This is a genomic window from Nitrosomonas sp. (assembly GCF_021731985.1).
Taxonomy (GTDB): Bacteria; Pseudomonadota; Gammaproteobacteria; order Burkholderiales; family Nitrosomonadaceae; genus Nitrosomonas.
The window spans coordinates 1-19,281 of sequence record NZ_JAKFWH010000049.1; the positions used below are offsets into that span (position 1 = coordinate 1).

The 19,281-nt window shown below is 45.5% G+C and carries 20 protein-coding genes and 1 tRNA gene; 4 read left to right on the forward strand and 17 right to left on the reverse strand.

What is annotated here, in order from left to right; translation table 11 throughout:
- The 15 genes from QZ942_RS06380 to QZ942_RS06450 all read right to left on the reverse strand — a co-directional run.
- Nucleotides 1-741: hypothetical protein (locus QZ942_RS06380; RefSeq protein ID WP_292993852.1), on the reverse strand; the 741-nt coding region annotated here is incomplete at its 3' end.
- Between the two features lie 5 nt (nt 742-746).
- Nucleotides 747-1,460, reverse strand: a complete 714-nt coding sequence (locus QZ942_RS06385; RefSeq protein ID WP_292993853.1) for a hypothetical protein — start codon at nt 1,458-1,460, stop codon at nt 747-749.
- Nucleotides 1,461-1,721: 261 nt separating this feature from the next.
- Nucleotides 1,722-2,402 carry a 7-cyano-7-deazaguanine synthase QueC gene (gene queC, locus QZ942_RS06390; protein WP_292993854.1) on the reverse strand — a complete coding sequence of 227 codons (681 nt, stop codon included), beginning with the start codon at nt 2,400-2,402 and terminating at the stop codon, nt 1,722-1,724.
- A gap of 22 nt (nt 2,403-2,424) precedes the next feature.
- Nucleotides 2,425-3,081 carry a 7-carboxy-7-deazaguanine synthase QueE gene (queE, locus tag QZ942_RS06395; protein WP_292993855.1) on the reverse strand — a complete coding sequence of 219 codons (657 nt, stop codon included), beginning with the start codon at nt 3,079-3,081 and terminating at the stop codon, nt 2,425-2,427.
- 98 nt (nt 3,082-3,179) lie between these two features.
- Nucleotides 3,180-4,079, reverse strand: a complete 900-nt coding sequence (gene ybgF / locus QZ942_RS06400) for a tol-pal system protein YbgF (RefSeq protein ID WP_292993856.1) — start codon at nt 4,077-4,079, stop codon at nt 3,180-3,182.
- Between the two features lie 2 nt (nt 4,080-4,081).
- The gene (gene pal / locus QZ942_RS06405; protein ID WP_292993857.1) at nt 4,082-4,600 is read right to left on the reverse strand and encodes a peptidoglycan-associated lipoprotein Pal; all 519 of its coding nucleotides are present in this window, start codon (nt 4,598-4,600) and stop codon (nt 4,082-4,084) included.
- A gap of 25 nt (nt 4,601-4,625) precedes the next feature.
- Complete coding sequence (tolB, locus tag QZ942_RS06410) at nt 4,626-5,924, reverse strand: Tol-Pal system beta propeller repeat protein TolB (RefSeq protein ID WP_292993858.1); 1,299 nt, start codon at nt 5,922-5,924, stop codon at nt 4,626-4,628.
- A 48-nt stretch (nt 5,925-5,972) separates the two neighbouring features.
- Nucleotides 5,973-6,989 (reverse strand): cell envelope integrity protein TolA, encoded by a 1,017-nt coding sequence (gene tolA / locus QZ942_RS06415; protein ID WP_292993859.1) that lies wholly within the window; start codon nt 6,987-6,989, stop codon nt 5,973-5,975.
- 10 nt (nt 6,990-6,999) lie between these two features.
- Nucleotides 7,000-7,413, reverse strand: coding sequence for a protein TolR (gene tolR / locus QZ942_RS06420; protein ID WP_292993860.1), 414 nt, complete (start codon nt 7,411-7,413; stop codon nt 7,000-7,002).
- Nucleotides 7,414-7,432: 19 nt separating this feature from the next.
- Nucleotides 7,433-8,113, reverse strand: coding sequence for a protein TolQ (gene tolQ / locus QZ942_RS06425; RefSeq protein WP_292993861.1), 681 nt, complete (start codon nt 8,111-8,113; stop codon nt 7,433-7,435).
- On the reverse strand, nt 8,110-8,520 hold the full coding sequence (gene ybgC / locus QZ942_RS06430) for a tol-pal system-associated acyl-CoA thioesterase (protein ID WP_292993862.1): 411 nt from the start codon (nt 8,518-8,520) through the stop codon (nt 8,110-8,112). Before ybgC ends, tolQ begins: the two co-directional genes overlap by 4 nt.
- Before the next feature lie 450 nt (nt 8,521-8,970).
- Nucleotides 8,971-9,858, reverse strand: coding sequence for a cysteine synthase CysM (gene cysM, locus QZ942_RS06435; RefSeq protein WP_292993863.1), 888 nt, complete (start codon nt 9,856-9,858; stop codon nt 8,971-8,973).
- Between the two features lie 130 nt (nt 9,859-9,988).
- A complete protein-coding gene (locus QZ942_RS06440) occupies nt 9,989-10,276 on the reverse strand; it encodes a ComEA family DNA-binding protein (RefSeq protein WP_292993864.1) in 288 nt (95 codons plus the stop codon).
- 221 nt (nt 10,277-10,497) lie between these two features.
- The gene (locus QZ942_RS06445) at nt 10,498-12,150 is read right to left on the reverse strand and encodes a hypothetical protein (protein WP_292993865.1); all 1,653 of its coding nucleotides are present in this window, start codon (nt 12,148-12,150) and stop codon (nt 10,498-10,500) included.
- A gap of 40 nt (nt 12,151-12,190) precedes the next feature.
- Complete coding sequence (locus tag QZ942_RS06450; RefSeq protein ID WP_292993871.1) at nt 12,191-13,330, reverse strand: Do family serine endopeptidase; 1,140 nt, start codon at nt 13,328-13,330, stop codon at nt 12,191-12,193.
- 73 nt (nt 13,331-13,403) lie between these two features.
- Between QZ942_RS06450 and QZ942_RS06455 the strand changes: the two genes are divergently transcribed.
- Complete coding sequence (locus QZ942_RS06455; RefSeq protein ID WP_292993866.1) at nt 13,404-14,150, forward strand: Nif3-like dinuclear metal center hexameric protein; 747 nt, start codon at nt 13,404-13,406, stop codon at nt 14,148-14,150.
- Between the two features lie 229 nt (nt 14,151-14,379).
- A complete protein-coding gene (locus tag QZ942_RS06460) occupies nt 14,380-15,579 on the forward strand; it encodes a murein transglycosylase A (protein ID WP_292993867.1) in 1,200 nt (399 codons plus the stop codon).
- 56 nt (nt 15,580-15,635) lie between these two features.
- Here the strand turns inward: QZ942_RS06460 and QZ942_RS06465 are convergent, their stop codons facing one another.
- Both QZ942_RS06465 and QZ942_RS06470 read right to left on the reverse strand, forming a co-directional pair.
- Nucleotides 15,636-16,358, reverse strand: a complete 723-nt coding sequence (locus tag QZ942_RS06465) for a DsbC family protein (RefSeq protein WP_292993868.1) — start codon at nt 16,356-16,358, stop codon at nt 15,636-15,638.
- Nucleotides 16,359-16,384: 26 nt separating this feature from the next.
- On the reverse strand, nt 16,385-17,554 hold the full coding sequence (locus tag QZ942_RS06470; RefSeq protein ID WP_292993869.1) for a UbiH/UbiF family hydroxylase: 1,170 nt from the start codon (nt 17,552-17,554) through the stop codon (nt 16,385-16,387).
- Nucleotides 17,555-17,817: 263 nt separating this feature from the next.
- On the opposite strand from QZ942_RS06470, the gene QZ942_RS06475 reads away from it, so the two are divergent.
- A tRNA-Met gene (locus QZ942_RS06475) sits at nt 17,818-17,893 on the forward strand.
- 404 nt (nt 17,894-18,297) lie between these two features.
- A complete protein-coding gene (locus QZ942_RS06480) occupies nt 18,298-18,906 on the forward strand; it encodes a PEP-CTERM sorting domain-containing protein (RefSeq protein ID WP_292993870.1) in 609 nt (202 codons plus the stop codon).
- Nucleotides 18,907-19,281: the final 375 nt, after the last annotated feature.

Here is a 19,281-nt window from a genome sequence, read left to right on the forward strand (position 1 = left end):
TGTCGGATATACAGCTGCCTTACACGCTACTTTTCCACCGTGAAGCAGCTTGAAGATTTCAAAGAAAATGTTCTGTTGAGTTGGGATGAATGTGTGCGCAGCCTCGTCAAAAAAGAACAAAATCTTATTCAATGAGAAAAGCTCAGCCACCTCCCTAATGATATTCACAAGGAAGCTGGTGTCCTGAGCCTTAGCCAGAAATTCAGTTCCAATCTGGTTGATAATATCCGTCTGACTGACTTTGCTAAAAGCGAGCTTTTGCAGCAGATGAATCTTTTCTTCCAGCATCGCTTTAGTTTCAAGTACGGACGAAATTCCAAAGACCCGTTGATATGGGTCCGCCCCTCCACTCTTTGCAATAAGATTTAATGCCAACATCTTCTCGTGCAAGGCTTCGAGAATTTTGATATTTACCCAAATTTGGAATGCATCCCGCTCATCAGCTTTCACCCCTTCTAGCAATGTACTGGTCTTGAAATTGACATATACACCTAGCTTCTTGTCCGTTTGAAAAGTGTTATCCAGTTCAATTTCAGCCATTCTGAGGAGCATGGATTTACCCACTCCACGAGCACCTTCAAGGAGGTTTGCACCGCCCCCCTTCAATGCATCTATAATGCGTCGCTCAAAATCACCAAGCACGGAAATCTGGCGGATCTGTTCGTAGAGCAAATCCTCGCACCGTGCAGTCTGCAGGAGATCGTCACCAGTAATCTGAGTCTGTGTCGTCGGGGCATTCATGTGCTTTAGGTTCTCTTAATTTGCGGGAAGGCAGATTTTATAAGGAGTTCAAGACCCCGGAACCGAGCAAACAATAGCAAAATGACGATATTTTGTGCTTCTGCTATTTGTTTCAGGTGCTTCTCTATCCCGTTTTTGTCCGGTGAAAACCTTTCCGGCGAGAGAGGAGGTAGTCCAGAGACTTTCCCATGAACTGTGTTACTGAGCTCCCGATAGATTCTTTGAAAATCTACTTGGTTGCAGATAGGGGATACTGATTCTTCTCCCTGCAATTGCGCGATGTACTCAAGATAGCCAACAGAGTTTAGGTGAGCGACCATAACTGAAAAACTCAAATCCTGGTCCTTATGGCGCCAGCCCCAATACTCATGCGGCAGATCCCACATGTAAACCGTGGCCAAACCAAGCTCAAATGCACGGCGAACTGACATCCGTGCCGGCACAATCAAACCAATCGCGCACAGGTACATCGCTAGGGAAAAATCGGTAAAAACCTCATCCAAAATCTCTTTGCAAATCCTTTTTTGCCCTTCACTTTCACAATAGTTTGTAGACAATATACCTCTTATCTCGCTAATAATTCGAGAATTGAGATCAATCGTATCTAGCAGAAGGCTTGTTTCCGCTCCTATGGAGAGAACATTCTGGTTAAATTTTGCATGAAGCGTGCAAAGGATATCTTTTACCGGTTGTCTCGGTGCGTGACTTACAGTTGTCAAATTAATTTCCAATCAAGGCTATACAAAAAGCACCAATCGTAATAATTATAACCTCATAGCCTAAAATGCTCACACAAGTTTTGCCACGTTTCGGCCAAAAAGCGGACTGACAATTGCAAACAGAGCAGCTTCCAGATGACACAATTGTCGTTCGATAGTCTTCTTTCCTATGTGTACGAGTGTCTCTTTGTAGCCGGAAGAGGGCATTTAGTTGATCCCAACTCCACAACCCCTAATTAAACTCAGGTCAATTGTAATTACTCATGAGTTAACCAGATAACGTGTTGGGTCGATTACGCCCGCCGCAGCAAATCCAGCACGCCGGATACGACAGGAATCACAAACACCACAAGCTCGTCCCAGCTCATCAGCCCGATAACAAGAAACGGTTAAACTGTAATCGACACCTAGAGTAATTCCTTCCTGGATAATCCCTTTCTTGGTCAAATGCATGAGTGGTGCATAAATGGTCATTTTTTTGCCTTCAATGGCTGCTTTGGTTGCCAGATTGGCCATATTTTCAAAAGCCTGTACATATTCCAGGCGGCAATCCGGGTAGCCGGAATAATCGACTGCGTTCACACCGATGAAGATATCCTGACTATCCAGCGTTTCAGCCCATGCCAACGCCAGCGACAGCATAATGGTATTCCTGGCGGGTACATAAGTGACGGGGATATTTGTATTCTCTCCAGAAGTCGGAATTTCAATTGAGCGGTCTGTGAGTGCCGATCCACCAAATGTTGTCAGATCGAGTTTGATAACTTGATGGGTTTGAGAACCTAAAGATTGTGCGACTTTTTTTGCTGCTTCTAATTCTGATCGATGCCGCTGGCCATAATCGACACTCAAGGTATAACACTCAAATTGCCTGTTCCGGGCTATCGCCAGCGCGGTTGCAGAATCTAATCCGCCGGATAGCAATACCACCGCTTTTTTCATGCGTTGATCAGCCTTACAAACTTCACCGTCCCGGCCCCTCTCCCCAAAGCAATTTATGCATCTGAATCTGCATCCTTACTGGCAAGCTGTCGCGCAGTATCCAGGCGGCCAGTGTCGCGGGATCCAAACTGCCATAAACGGGTGAAAACAAGATCGGACATATTTGCTGTAACTGCCTGGTATGAATGATTTCGTAAGCCCATTGATAATCTGCTTCATCGCACAGCACGAACTTGATTTCGTCATGTTGCTTCAGATGAGCAAGATTGGGCCAGTTATTTTTAGTTACTTCGCCAGAACCCGGGGTTTTGATATCCATAACTTTGCATACACGCACATCTACTCTGGATAAATCCAATGCGCCGCTGGTTTCAAGTGATACGGAATACCGTGCATCGCATAATGCAGTTAACAAATCCAAACAAGCTTTCTGTGCCAGAGGCTCACCGCCGGTCACTGTCACATAATTCGTTTGATAGTGCGCCACTTGGTTCAGTATTTCTGCTATCGATAGATTCTCACCGCCGGTAAAAGCATAGGCAGTATCACAGTAACCGCAGCGTAAAGGGCAACCCGTCAAACGCACAAAAACCGTCGGCAAACCAACTCGACTGGTTTCACCTTGTAACGAATAGAAAATTTCACTGATACGCAAGGTTGTTGTCTCTAACGCTTGCATAATGATTGATCGCCTGGAAGAAAAAAGAAACAGATTATATTACTTTGAAGGTAATGCAGAAAACAACAATTGACCGGCTATTTGTTCAAGCGAGGAGTTTATTTAATGTTAGCCAAGCGTTGCTTGGCTTTTTTTGCGGCGTCACTATTCGGGTATTTTGCCAGCAGATTTTCTAACGTATGCTTACTTGCCTTGCTATCGCCCATTTCCTGCTGGCTGCTGGCAATATTCAGGAATGCATCCGGCACCTTGCTGCTATCCGGATACGTGCTAATCAATTTTCTCTGTGCGTCAATTGCCAGTTGATAATCCCGCAGTGCATAGCGTGCATTGCCAATCCAATAAGCAGCACCAGGTGCCAAATTGGATTGCGGATAATTCCCCAGGAAGCTTTCGAATTGCGCAATTGCATTGGCATATTCACCATTTTTGAATAAATCATACGCTTCCTTATAGGCGCTATTCTCTGCTGGGCCAGCGGGCGCTAGTTCATTTGCTGATACCACAGTTGAATCGGATGTACCGGAAGCGGAAGAAGTAGCAGTTCCATCAGATGATGAAGTTTCCGGCACCACACCACCAGCTTGTGGTGGTGCAGCTGATTGTTCTTTAACTGAGGTGCTATCGGAAAAGCTTGCTGGCGCTGCAGGAGCGGAAGAACTCTTCTTACCAGGTTGTTCAATCTGGCGCAGCCGATTGTCCAAATCAATATAGAAATCCCGCTGCCGCTTCTGTAACAAGGCATTGTCGTTACTCAGCATTTCTATTTGCCCGTTCAGTTTTCCCAATTCGAGCCCAAGCGTTTCAACTTGTGCATAGAGTTCAAGTAACGCTTGGCTGTTCAGCGCTTGCTCCATTTTAGCAATACGCGCTTCCATTTCACTGACTTGCTTACGTAATGCGGTAATCTGTTCGCGTGCTTCATTATCACCAAACAATGATGCATAACTGACATTACAGCTTAGCAGTAACAACAGTAAGAAAACGCGTATCAACATCTTTATTCACCCCGGTAAAGGATATCTGTGCGGCGATTCTGACTCCATGCCGATTCACCATGCCCTAATGCACGCGGCTTTTCTTCACCCAAGCTGACGGATTCAATTTGCTCATCTCGCGCACCTGCCAAGGTCATCATGTTTCTGACGCTATCGGCACGACGCTGTCCTAAAGCCAGATTGTATTCACGGCTTCCACGATCATCGGTATTCCCTTGCAGAATTACGCTGGCGCTCGCATTATCACGCAAGAACCTAGCATGAGACAGTACCAGCTCTCTATATTCACTCTTAACCGTGTAGCTATCATATTCGTAATAAACACTACGCTTGGACAAAATACTATTAGGATCCTGCAGTTGACTGAAATAGCTGGGTCTGCCGGATCCTGCTCCTGTCAAGTCACTACTTCCTGAACCGGCACCCGCACCTGCGGCGAGATCTTCAACCTCAGGTTGCGTAGTTTGACTGGCGCAAGCTGATAACAGAACAATCAATGAAATTCCTAATAACTTCCTCATTTATAACTCCTTTAAATTAAAAATATTACTTCCAAGTTGGTAAAGGACCCCATGCCGGCTCTCTGATATCACCCGTTTGTACTGAAAGATGCTGCCTTGTCTGTCCATCCCTGGAAACTGCGGATAATATACCATGTCCGTTAATCTCAGTTGCATATAAGATCATCTTGCCGTTAGGCGCAAAACTAGGCGACTCATCAAATTTGGAATTTGTCAGTATCTGTATCTGCCGTGATCCAATTTCCTGAGCAGCGACGTTAAACTGATTATTGTTCCGATGGATAAAAGTAAAACTCTTACCATCTTGACTATAATCCGGACTGACATTGTAGCTACCTTCGAAAGTAAGTCGCTCAGCATTACTGGTTTCAGTATCGGTTACCAGCATCCGATAAATTTGCGGACTGCCACCACGATCGGAAGTAAATAAAATGTATCGGCCATCCGGTGAAAAATTCGGCTCCGTATCGATCCCGGAACTTCTGCTTAATCTTTGCAAGCCACTTCCATCAGCATTCACCAGAAATATTTGCGATCCGCCTTGCCCGGTCAATACAACAGCCAGTTTTTTACCATCCGGAGACCAGGCTGGCGCACTATTACTGCCTTTAAAGCTGGCAACCGCCCGACGCTCACGCGTCGCTAATTTTTGAACATAAACAATCGGCTTTTTGTTCTCAAATGAAACATAGGCCAATTGATTGCCATCAGGTGACCAAGCAGGAGAAATAATCGGTTCTGAGTATTCAATGATGGATTGTGCGTTATAGCCATCCGCATCAGCGACCTGAAGCGCATACTTATTACCGCGTTTCAACACGTAAGCAATACGGGTACTGAATACCCCCACATCGCCCGTCAACGCTTCGTAGATAACATCTGCAATACGATGAGCTGCCATACGTAATTGTGCCGTAGGTACCGTGATCGCCAAACCGGTCAATTGCGATTTCTTTGCAACATCCATCAGACGGAATTGAATTTCCACCTGATCGCCGGATATCGGTACGACACGCCCAATTACCAATGCATTAGCGCCACGATTGGCCCAGTCCGCATACACGACTTCCACAGGTGCGTGCGGCGACAGGCCAGCAGGATCAACCAGTTTAAACAAACCAGTCCGTTGCAAGTCAGCACTAATCACTGACGTAATACTTGGCTGAAGTTTATTTTCATCAGCGAAAGGAACAATCGCAATGGGAATGCGTGATGCCCCACCACCAAAAATCTCGATATTCAGTTGCGCGTACACAGGCACACTGATCAGGCATAAAAGCAGAATCAATGCACGATAAATAGATTTTAGCCGATATATTGACATATGTATTAAATTTTCAAATAACAAAAAAATCCCCATCGATTATAACAATCATTCGCGATAATGCACTGTAATATTCAAATTACGAAATTCATTAAATAATGCAGGATCAGGCGGCAGCGGCAATGGTTTTGACAAAAAGATTGCACGTTCAACCGCATTATCAAATACTGCGTGCCCGCTACTCTTGCTTACCCTGACATCGAGAATATCACCACCTGGAAGCAGAGTAACGTTGAATTCAGCAACAGGATTACCTGGCAAATCCGGTGGCATCACGATTCGGCTCTTTATCTTGGCAAGAATCAGGGCTTTATATTTCGATATCTCATTTGTTACCTGATTCCTTGCCGCAGCTTGTTGTGCAGCGCGTTTCGCATCGGCTTCCCGCTGTGCCTTTGCTTCCCGCTCACGTTGCTGTTGTGCGGCCAGATCTTTTTCTTTCTGTTTCTGCAGTTCCTTCTGTTTTTCCAGTTCTTTCTGCTTCTCTAATTCCTTTTGTTTGTCTAATTCTTTCTTCTTTTCAAGCTCTTTCTGTTTTTCTAACTCTTTCTTTTTCTCAAGTTCTTTTTGCTTCTCTAGATCTTTTAATCTTTCCTGCTCTTTAATTTTTTCTTGTTCTTTTTTCTTTTGTTCTTCCAGATCCGGCTTAGTCTCTTTAATCGGTTCAGGCTTCTGCTTCAACGCGATATCGGGTTTTTTTACAGGTGGTTCCACAACTGCTTTCTGTGGCGCAGGCTTGACCGGTTCAGGCTTAACCGGCTCCGGTTTCGCTGGTTCAGGTTTGGGCGGCTCTGGTTTAGTTGGCTCCGGTTCCGGCTTAGGTTTGACGGGCTCTGGAACTGGTTTAGGTTGCTTTGGAGGCGGTTGAGTTTTGACTGGTTCCTGGATAGGCTTAGGTAACTCAGTCCATATATCGACAACCATGCCTTCTGGTGGATGGTCCTTCCAATCCAAACCAAAAATCATTATCGCAACGAAAATAAGATGTACCAGTAGCGCCAGTACACCAGCCAATAATATTCTAGGTTCGGAAGGGGATGAATTGCGTAAGACGCTCACACTCATTACATATCGTTCATTTTTGTTGAGCCAGCAAACCCACTTTCTGCACTTGATTCTGCTGCAGAATATCCATTACTTTAATCACTTCTTCGTAACGCACATTTTTATCAGCTGCAATCACGACCGGTTGCTCAGCATTTTGCGCCTGCTTTTGTTTAATGGCCTCAATCAATTGGCTTCTGTCCACTTTCTGCTCTACAGCTGTCTTGGCACGATCACGCAAGGTCAGACTGCCATCTGCCTTAATGATCACCTCCAGGGGCGCTACTGGTGTCGCTAACGATTTACCAATTTGTGGTAACTCGATCTGCCCATGGTTAATCATCGGCGCTGTAATCATAAAAATAATTAACAGTACCAGCATCACATCAATGTACGGCACTACATTGATCTCATTCATTAATCGATGTTTGGCACGACGCGCCATAAAATCCCCTCAGTTCTTTCTATTCGGCTGCTCGCCGTTGCAACACATTGGATAATTCTTCCATAAAGCTCTCAAACCGCGTTGCCAGTTGATCCGTTCTGCTGGCGTAACGGTTATAAGCAACTACCGCCGGAATTGCCGCAAACAATCCCATCGCCGTTGCTATTAAGGCTTCCGCAATTCCCGGCGCAACATGTGCAATGGTCGCTTGCGTAACGCTGGATAAGCTGCGGAAAGAATTCATAATTCCCCAGACGGTGCCTAACAAGCCAATATAGGGACTGACTGATCCAACGGTGGCCAGGAAAGACAAGTGAGATTCCAGATGATCCATTTCCCGTTGATAAGTTGCACGCATGGCTCTGCGGGTGCTTTCCATCACCGCGTCAAGATCAGAACCGACCGGGTGCTTGTTAAATTCGCCAAAACCGGCAGCAAATATTCGCTCCAAACTGCCTGACTCATAACGTGAACTTATAATGCGTTGATGCAATGCATTCAAATCGACACCACGCCAGAAAATATCCTCGAATTCATCGGTTTTCTTTATTTCATAGCGGATGACGAATAATTTACGAAAAATAAACCACCACGATGACAGTGAAATCAATACCAAAATCAACATCACCAGTTGCACCAGCAAACTGGCGCTACTGATCAGATGAAGAAATGACATGTCTTGTGTTACTGTTGTACTCATGCGAACTTCCCAATTTTCTCACGTAATGGCACAGGGATGCTCACTGGCTTGAGCTTTTCTGCGCCGACACACACCACATGGATCGTGGCACTCACTAGCTTGACATGGTTGCATAAAATTTCCTGAGATAACGTGATACGACTCCTGCCTATCTCTGCAACTGCTACCGTCACGTTCAATAAATCATCCAGTATTGCGGGCTTGAAATAATCAATTTCAAGCGAACGCACCATGAACAAAATTTTGTGAATTTCTATCAATGAATTGACATTAAATTCCAACTCCCTGAGCCATTCATAGCGTGCCCGCTCCATAAAATTCAGGTAGGTAGAATGATATACCACGCCACCCGCATCAGTATCCTGATAATAGACACGAATAGGGAGTGAAAAGTTATTGTTTAACATTCCGAGCTGAATACCTAAATTGTACTGATACTTTGCGTATCTTCTTATTAAGATGGCTAACAGAATCTGATTTCTGTGCATTATTAACCTGTTCCAGTGTCATGTTATAACCACAAGACAGCAGATCAGTCTGATGTAAAACCTGGATATTTTATTCTAATAACAAATTCAACCAGTTCTCTTACGTCTTGCGTAAGCGATACAAATTATAAATTATAAACGTTGCCTGATTGAACTTTATTGCAAAAAATTCTGTGTCGCACTGACTTAAAATTGAAGGGGCACCCAATTACCGTGCAAATTTCTCTAACAGGCCGTTGAAAAACTATCTGCGTTGCCGTTGCGGTGTTAAAAACAGACTCAGAATGCTCATTTATTAAGCATAAACTGCGCTTTTTCGCCTGTTTTTGCCTTGCATCGGCTACCTCGAAAACGTTTTTCAACGACCTGCTAAGCAGGAAAAACCCCGGTAGACAAATAACGATCGCCGCGGTCACAAACAATCAGCACAATCACCGCATTCTCAACTTGAGCGGATATCCTTAACGCAGCCGCCAAGGCCCCTCCTGATGAGATACCTGCGAAAATTCCTTCTTCTCTGGCCAGCCGTCGCGTCAGGTCTTCAGCTTCGTTTTGAGAAACGTACAACAGTTCATCAACCTGTTTCGGGTCATATATTTTAGGCAAGTAAGCTGGGGACCATTTGCGAATGCCTGGAATTTGTGCTCCCTCTTCCGGCTGCACACCAATAATTTTAATCGTTGATTGTTGTTCTTTAAAGAATCTCGCACAACCCATGATCGTACCAGTAGTTCCCATACTACTGACAAAATGTGTAATCTTTCCTTGGGTATCCCGCCAGATTTCTGGTGCCGTACCTTCGTAATGCGCCAAAGGATTATCCGGATTAGCAAATTGATTAAGAATTATTCCTTGTCCTTCATTCTGCATCTTCTCCGCTAAATCCCGCGCATGCTCCATACTTCCTGCTTTTGGAGTGAGTATAATTTTTGCGCCGTATGCGCTCATGGATTGCCGCCGTTCTATACTCAAATTCTCTGGCATGATCAATACCATGCGATAACCCATAATTGCGGCAGCCATTGCCAGCGCGATACCGGTATTACCACTGGTCGCTTCAATCAGCGTATCGCCCGGTTTAATTTCTCCACGTTGCTGTGCATGAGAAATCATCGACAACGCCGGCCGGTCTTTTACCGAGCCGGCCGGATTATTACCCTCGAGCTTGGCGAGTATGACATTACTGGTTGCTCCAGGCAGGTGCTTAAGTTTTACTAAGGGCGTATTACCAACAAAATTCTCAATCGTTTTATACATGAGCGCTAATCTTATATTAGATCGTTTGAGATTATCACACATGCGGCCTGCAATGAAACACTGCGCTCATCCAAATAAAAACCCCCTCTGAAGAGAACTCAGAGGGGGTTTTAAATCGACAACAAAAACATTACTCCGGTTTAGCTGGAGCCTCTGCGCTTTTCTCGCCTTCTACGGTAACCACATCACGCAGTTGTTTGACAATTCCCGGGCCAATACCACTCACCTTCGCCAAATCATCTATCGAAGCAAAAGCACCGCTTTTCTCGCGATGCTCAATGATCGCCTTTGCTTTGGCAGGGCCAATCCCTTGCAGAGCTTCCAATTCAGTTTGCGAAGCTGTATTGATATTAACAGCCGCGAGAGCTGTCCCCGTAAACAGAAATAATAAAGTCATCATTAAAAACAGTTGCTTCATAATATCTCCTTTATCAAAAACAAATACTGATGCGTAGAACATAAAAAACGCTTCAGTTTTGTAGATTAAAAAATACCCGCATACATAATTCAAAACTGCTATGGACGCCGGTCAAAGTAATAACGGATTCAGCAAGAATTAATTTAGCCACTCATGAATTATCTATATTTCAGATACTTGACTATATAGTCTGTGAAGAAATTGAATAGAACCGGGGTTAATCAAGCGTTACGAAAGCGTGAATGTTTAACGATCAAAATCGTAATCAGCGGCAATACAAATCCAATGATTGTGACAGTAATCAACAGATGTCCTAACTCGCTATAGTCTGCCGGAATTGTCACTTGACCTGAGGCAATATCTTTCACTTCGCGTTTCACTTCATACAATTGATTGAGATACTTGGTTCCCAGTTGTGAAGCCGATAGAGCCAAGTTCGTAAAGGATGCCATCACCGCAAAAAAAGTAGCCTTGAGCTTTTCCGGTGCAGAATTTGCAATCCAAGCCAGCATCGGAATCATGGCAATCTGGCCCAGCGGTGATTCCAGTGCGGTATCAATCAGCACAATGAAACGCGCATCGACTACACCTCCCGTTACTGAAGCAGTCCACTCATGCAGACCAAAATACATGCCAATAATCGGCGCCGAAAGGAAGGTGCCGACGATAGTAAGAAAGCCGATGATGTAAGCAATCGAGCGCTCGGCCATGAAGCGGCGGAAAATAAACATGCCGAATAGTGTCAGTACAGCGCCAACCAAAGACAATACGGCGAGAAACTGCTGATCAAAACCCAAGGTATCAATCATCCACCAGGTGGAACCGGCACCCGGCCCGGGAATCGCACGAAATACGAATATCATAACGGCTGTACCAACCAGCACATTGCGCGCATCCGGTTCAAGCTCTCCAGTCAATCGCCACATCAGAAATATAACGATTGCCATGGAAATAATAAATACGATTTCTTCTCCACCGGATATACGGCTCAGACCGACGCCCAATGACAGAACAGTAAAAACTAATCCACCACCCAGAATCCACCAGTTAATGGACGGTGGTTCTGAATGAAGACCCAGTAATACGCCCGCTTCCTGCCGGCTATGGCCTTGCGCAAGAAAACGTTTCATGTCACGCCGCTGCAACCAGGATGCGAAGACCACGCCAAAAATAGAAACCAATGGAATAATCAACGCCAATTGATAAACAAATAAGTAGACAGCTTCTTTTTCGGCTTCTGGCAGCGCACCCGCATCGCGCAGTAAAAAAACATTGGCAATGGATACCAGCACACCCCCGCCGATGATGGCGACACGTCCCAAGGTTTGCATGGTGACATGCATTAATTTACGTTTATCCGGGTCCAGCTTCTGACCATTCTCATCGACACGCGGCACTGCTTCAACGGTCATGGCATCTGCCACCACATCCTGTAAAACATAACCAATCGGTGCCAGTAAAGCCGATACCACAAACCAAGTTTCTACCGAAGCCATGGCTGCCATCGCTTCGGTATGCCCAAGCAATCCTATCATGATCAGCAAGCTCAGCATGATCAAACTGGCCCCTAGATACACCAACAAACCCTTCCAGCGCCATACCAGGTCGACCAAATGACCCAATGGCATCTTTAACGCCCACGGCAACATCATCCAGAATCCAAGCATGGCTAAAAATTCGGCGGAGAGTCCAAGCCTTTCCTTCACGTAAAATGTGCCAACAATACCTGTCAGACCAGAAATACCTGCAGCCACATAAACCATCAGCGGCGGCAAATAAGACAGCCGCATCTCACGCCCTAATGCAAGAATATTAGCGCTAAACCACTGGGAAATTACGGATAAAAATCCGTTAGCTGGCAATAGATTCTTCATAAATTTTAGTTTGCTTCAGATTTGATTTTCTTGAATGCGATTACTGTTGTTTAGGCCGTATACCTACTGTGACTTGAATTGTTTTTTCCTGCTTATTGCGGATCACAGTGACCGCAACCGTGTCATTGGGCGACAATGCCGCAACCCGATTCAGCATGTCTGATGAATTCTTCATCGGCTTACCTTCGACAGCTATGATGATATCGCCAGGTTTGATACCCGCTTTGTCTGCCGGACCATCTCTGAGCACACTCGCCACCAAGGCCCCTATCGGACTATCCAGACCAAATGATTCTGCCAGATCCTGCGTCATATCCTGCATGCTGACTCCCAACCAGCCTCGAGTCACGCTGCCGGACTGGATAATTTGTTCCATGATTTGTTTAGCAACATGGATAGGAATGGCGAAACCAATGCCCAGTGAACCGCCACTGCTGGAATAAATCGCCGTATTAATACCGATCAAATTACCCGACGTATCGGTCAGCGCCCCCCCCGAATTACCCGGATTGATCGCCGCGTCGATTTGAATAAAATCTTCAAAAGTATTAATCCCAACCCGGCTCCGGCTCATTGCACTGACAATGCCCATGGTAACACTTTGCCCGACGCCAAAGGGATTTCCTACTGCCAGCACAACATCGCCCACTTTAACTTGTTGTGACTGGCCAAAAGTTATGGCAGGTAATTCTTCCAGTTTTATCTTCAGCACTGCCAGATCTGTTTCAGGATCCGAGCCGATAATACTCGCTTTGGCTTTTCTACCGTCGACCAAGGCAATTTCTACTTCATCCGCAGCTTCCACCACATGATGATTGGTCAATATATAGCCATTAGGACTGACAATCACGCCAGAACCCAGGCTTGATGTACGGCGCGCTTTAGATTCTTGTTCACCAAAGAATCGGCGAAACATGGGATCATTCAGCAACGGATGAGAAGGTTCTTCTTTTATTTCTTTACTGGTGAAAATATTGACGACGGATGGCATGGCTATTTCGGCCGCCTTGGAATAACTGTCTGGTCTTTCCGTTTCAACGACAGGCACGGCCTCTTTGACCGTCACGATTTCTCCCCGGGGTTTCCAGGGAAGCAATTCAGGCCGTAGCGTGGAGATCACAAAAAAAATAGCCAGCAATACTGTTGCCGTTTGTGCAAAAATCAACCAGAGTCTGTACATCAAAGCGTGTTACTCCAAAATTAAAATTATTGCGGTACTATTGATAGTAGTATAGGCGCGAAGGAGAAAATCAATGCATCGAGATGAGTTGGAAAGCCATCTGAATCAATTACTGGATATACCCCGCTTCCGTGATTATTGCCCAAATGGCTTGCAAGTGGAAGGGCGCGGCAACATTCTTACCCTGATTAGTGGCGTTACGGCTTCACTCGATCTTCTGCAAGCTGCCGCGACAGCCAAAGCAGATGCCGTTCTCGTTCACCATGGCTATTTCTGGCGCGGAGAGGATACACGTATCACCGGCATGAAAGCCCGTCGCATTGCGTTGCTTATGCACCAACAAATGAATTTATTTGCCTATCATCTGCCGTTAGACGCGCATCCGCAGTTCGGAAACAATGCGCTATTGGGAAAGAAACTGGGATTTATCGAAACGGGTCATTTTGGCGATCAGGATATCGCAGTACAGGGAGAATTAGCCCAAGCTACAACCCTGAGTGCTTTGGGTGAAAAAATATCACGGACTTTGTTGCGCAAACCGAAGATATTTGGTGATCCAGATAAAACTATCCGGCGCATCGCATGGTGCACCGGTGCCGCGCAAGGCTATTTTGAAGCAGCGATTCAGCAAGGTGTTGATGCCTACATCACCGGTGAAATATCCGAGCAGAATGTTCATGCTGCGCGAGAATCCGGTGTCGCATTTATTGTTGCGGGGCACCATGCAACGGAGCGTTATGGTGTGCAAGCATTAGGTGACCACATTGCACAAAAATTCGGTATCCAGCATCAGTTTATCGATATTGAGAATCCAATCTGACGGGTCATAATCTGGCAATATTTCAATCAGAATATATAATAACGCGTTGAATGACCTCTGCTATCAATCTTTGTTTTCATCATCTTTCTTTTTTTTACCTGAAAACATGGTCCACCAGATAATAAAAGCTAATAAAACCAATACCACAGCTGCTTCGACTGCAAGTAACCACATAATTTAAGTTTGCTATAAAGTTAAGAAACCAAGCTGTCACTTTAACCAATATTTGATGAAAAACCAATTAAGTTTTATTGTAGTTGCTTTGTTCCTGTTGCTCACTGCCTGTTCGACTGGAACAATCAGCCCCACCCTGCCACCGAGTCAGCCGACCGAAACCATCACGCCACTGCCCGAAAAACCGCTGACAAAATCCACCCATAAACGCGCTCAATGGTCTGCACTAACGGGCTGGGCGGATGATGATCTGTTACCTGCATGGCAGGCTTTTTTGAAAAGTTGTACGGTTTTAAGCAAACAACCGATCTGGAAAGAAAATTGCAAAGCGGCTGCTTCACTGCAGAAACCCAATAACACTACGCTGAGAAATTTTTTTGAAAGCTATTTCACGCCCTATCAGATTATCAACACCGATAACAGTCAAGAAGGATTAGTGACAGGCTACTACGAACCGCTGCTCAAAGGCAGCCGAAAACCCTCCAGCCGTTATCGCTACCCGATTTATGCTACACCCAATGAACTTCTAACGATAGATTTAGGCGCAGCCTATCCGGAACTTAAAGATCTGCGCCTGCGTGGCCGAGTGGATGGACGCAAAATAGTCCCTTATTACAGCCGGGCAGAAATCATGACTAACCCGAAAATATTGAACGGTTATGAACTCTTGTGGGTGGAAGACGAAGTGGAATTGTTTTTTCTGCACATCCAAGGTTCCGGTAGAATCGTTTTCGATAACGGAGACATGATAAAAATAGGCTTTTCCGACCAGAACGGTCACCCGTATAACTCCATTGGCAAACTTCTGGTACAGCGCGGCGAATTACCCCTGGAAAAAGCCTCCATGCAGGGCATCAAGCAATGGGGACAACAAAACCCGAGTAAGTTGCCTGCGTTGCTGCAACAAAACGCACGTTACGTATTTTTTCGTGAACTACCCGCCGATTTATCCGGCCCGATCGGCGCTCTGGGTGTGCCATTAACAGCCGGGAGGAGCATCGCCATCGATCCGCTTTCAATCCCGCAAGGCGCACCGGTATTTCTGGCAACCACCTGGCCAAACACCAACAAACCCTTGAATCGGCTCATGGTCGCGCAGGATGTCGGTAGCGCCATCAAAGGCGGGATTCGCGCTGATTTCTTCTGGGGATTTGGCCATGAAGCTGGCAATCAAGCGGGCAGAATGAAGCAATCGGGAAAAATGTGGGTGTTGATGCCCCGTGGTTATACGGCACCTGCATTGACACGGCAATAAAAAAAGCTTGCTGAAGTAATTCAGCAAGCTTTTTTAAGCGTGTTCAACTTGAAACTCTATTTGCTCTTACTTGCGCTTTCCAGTTTTTCCTCAATCGCTGTCGCCGGAATCATGCCGCCCACAACCGAGCCATCTGCAAAAATTAATGTTGGCGTGCCGCTTACTTTATTCTCTTGACCAGACTTCACCAGTACGTCCAAAGGTGTTTCGCAATCTTTACTCGTTGGCGCCACACCTTTCAACATAAAATCATCCCAAGCTTTAATTTTGTTATCTGAGCACCAGATCTTTTTGGATAACTCCATAGATCCTTTGAGCACCGGATACAACAAGGTATAGATCGTAACATTCGTCACATTGAGCAATTCTTTTTCCAATTGCTTGCAGTACGGGCAATTAGGATCGGTAAAAATCGCCACTCGGCGCTTGCCATCGCCTTTCACGACCTTGATCGCCGATTCCAACGGCAAAGAATCTAGCGGAACACGTCGAGCAGCCTTGATCTCCTGGATCCGTTCATTGGTCATGCTCGTCCGGGTCTTGGTGTCGATCACATGGCCAAAGAAAAAATAATCGGCTTTAGCATCGGTATAAAAAACCTCATCACCGACAACCACTTCATACAATCCCAAATAAGGCGTTTTCTTCAAGCTTTCAATTTTACTATCCGCAAAATGGGGTTGAATGGCCTTTCTTAAAGCTGCTTCATCAGCCCAGATTGCTTTAGAAAAAAAACCAAATACCAAGATTGAAATGAGAAGCTTCCAGCGCATAGTCATGATGACTCCAGTTTTAAAAATGTAATTTAATTCAAAGCGTGCTGCATCAGTTGATTTTTAATCAGCGGCAAGCGATTGGTTATCTCAAGCCCTAGATTCCGCAATCGGGCCAGTGTCGGATTGGAATTATTGAATAATTTCTGCAAGCTATCGGTCACTAATTCTAAAGCCAATATATCTTCCTTGCGCGCCAGCTCGTAACGCCGCAACAACATAAAATCACCACAATCTGTTTGCAATCCACGCGCGCTGAGTACCGCTGCAAGTTCCCGTGTATCCCGCAAACCCAGGTTAACACCCTGTCCGGCCAGCGGATGAATGCCATGCGCTGCATCACCGATCAACACCAGCCGTGGCTTAACTAATTTTTCCACATGCACAAAATTTAACGGGAAACCCACCGGCGGTGTAATCAGTTGCAATGCACCCAGCATATGCGAAGCGGCCACTTCCACCCGTCGACAGAGTTCTTCCGTTGGTAAATTGCGCAGTATCTCCGCCTGTTCTTCACTGGTAGACCAAACCATGGATACCCGCTTATCCGGTAACGGCAACAACGCCAGCACGCCATCCCGCCTGAACCATTGATGCGCAATATAACGGTGTGACAATTCCGCGCTAAAATTTGCCACCACACCGATCTGGTTGTAGGCATGTTGTTTCACATCGACTTCAGCTTGCCTGCGCACCCAGGAATTTACGCCATCCGCACCTACCACCAATGCAGCCTGAAGCTGACTGCCGTCCGTCAATTGCACATCGACATGCGACTCCTGCCAGACGATTGCGGTACATTTTGCTGGACAAAGTATTTGTATATTCTCGTTCGGGGATTTAAGCACTTCCCAGACGGCTGTTTGCAGCTGGCGATTTTCCGCGATAAATGCCAGTTCCGATATGCCAATCTCATACGCGCTAAAATTAATATGCGCGCTATTGTCATCGCCAAATACCGCCATCTCATAAACCGGTGCCACACGTTCAGCTTCCAAGCGCTGCCACACCCCCAATTCTTCCAGAAAAGCCGCGCTCCCTGGGCTAATCGCATAGACTCGGCTATCCCAACCCTCATCTCGTGGCAATGGCATGGACTCATGCGGCTCTATCAGCGCTATTTTCAAACCACTATCCCTCAGCGCAGCCACCAAGCTTGCCCCAACGAGTCCACCGCCAATCACTATCATATCGAATTTCATAAAACTGATTATACAGCCGCTTTGCAACGGACGGGTAACACAAACTGCATACCCGCTGAACGCAGGATTTCATTTATTAATTCGACGAAACCGATGCCCGTGCAACTTAGTCAAACAAACTTTAATCATCAACACTGAATAAAGTGCAACCGAACCGGCCTCAACCCTATGAAAACACGCATAAACCCTTGTCAAGTCACATTTTTGAACTTGACAAACCATCCCCTCAAAGGCAGAATGCCGCCTCTTGCGTCTGTGCATATGGCGAATTAGCTCAGTGGTTAGAGCAGCGGAATCATAATCCGTTGGTCCCCAGTTCGAATCTGGGATTCGCTACCAATAACAAAGAAGGGGTTGGTCTTAATAGACAACCCCCTTTTTCTCGTTCAGCTAATTGATTCAATGTAAAGTGTTCTCGCTTGGAATACTGTAATACGAATCTGCGCGTAATAGACTCCTATTGCTTCACAAACTCGCGTCAAAAAATTAAGCAAACTCCTTATTTCTTTTTTAAAAAATTAGGACTAATGTATAGAGGGGCTGGAAAGATGTTTACTTCTCCGATACAGCTTATTTATTTTATATATGACAACGCAGGTCAAATATCATAGTAAATCAAGTATCAATTGACCAAAGAATTAATTTACACATCAGTTACTCTAAATAGCATTGTGTATGCATAAAAAGCTTTATTCTATAAACACCAATTTCGATTGAGTCATTTTTTAACATAGGAAATATCCATGAAACCTATCAACAAACTCATTACTATCCTGGCATTCTCGGCACTTTTGCCTATCAGCGCGTCGGCCACAACGCTATCCGGCAATTTGACTGCTGATGATGCGTTTACGGCCTATTTAAGCACTGACGATTCCGTCGCGGGCACGCCTTTGGTATCCGGCAGTTCCTGGCCTTCAGTTCAGTCATTCTCAACTACTCTGACTTCAGGCAATACGTACTATCTGCACATCGCAGCGAAAGACGTTTTTGGTGCACCTAGCGCTTTTCTTGGTAGCTTTAGTTTGTCAGACACAAATTTTACCTTCGGAAATGGGACGCAAACGCTTGCCTCCAATTCGATTGATTGGGAAGTCAATGCCACCGGGTTTGGCTTAGCTTATAACACCCCTTACGATGGTTTCGGTGCAAATGGCGTAGGGCCTTGGGGTACAATGAGCAGTATTGCACCGGATGCGCGATGGATTTGGACGGGTCCAAGCGGTACCGTAGGTGAAGCTTATTTCACCACCACTATTACAGCCGTCCCCGAACCCGAATCATACGCCATGCTGCTGGCAGGTTTAGGCTTGCTAGGTTTTATGACGCGTGACAGAAAAGAAAATGCTTAAACTGAGCTCTGGTATCGACTGATTCTAGAACCCCGGTATGTTGGAGAAAATTATTTAGGACAAGTGTCCTATCATTCTAATACAGAATAGCAGTATGTATGTACTGGGAGAAAAGGAGTATTCTCCCATTTTGTTAGGCAAATTTTACATATACCCTAAGGGCGGCTATACAGTTTAATTTTTAAGCTGCGTTTAATTTAAAAACCAGGTAATAATAAATAAGTTATCCACAAGAAATCACATTTAGTCAGTAGTGTCCGGAGATTCGAGAATTGTCGCATGATAACTCGTTGAACGACCATTACTAAATGACATATTTTTCTGTAATCGATTTCAACTTGCGCCAAACTTCTGACTTTTGTCAGGAGATTGCAT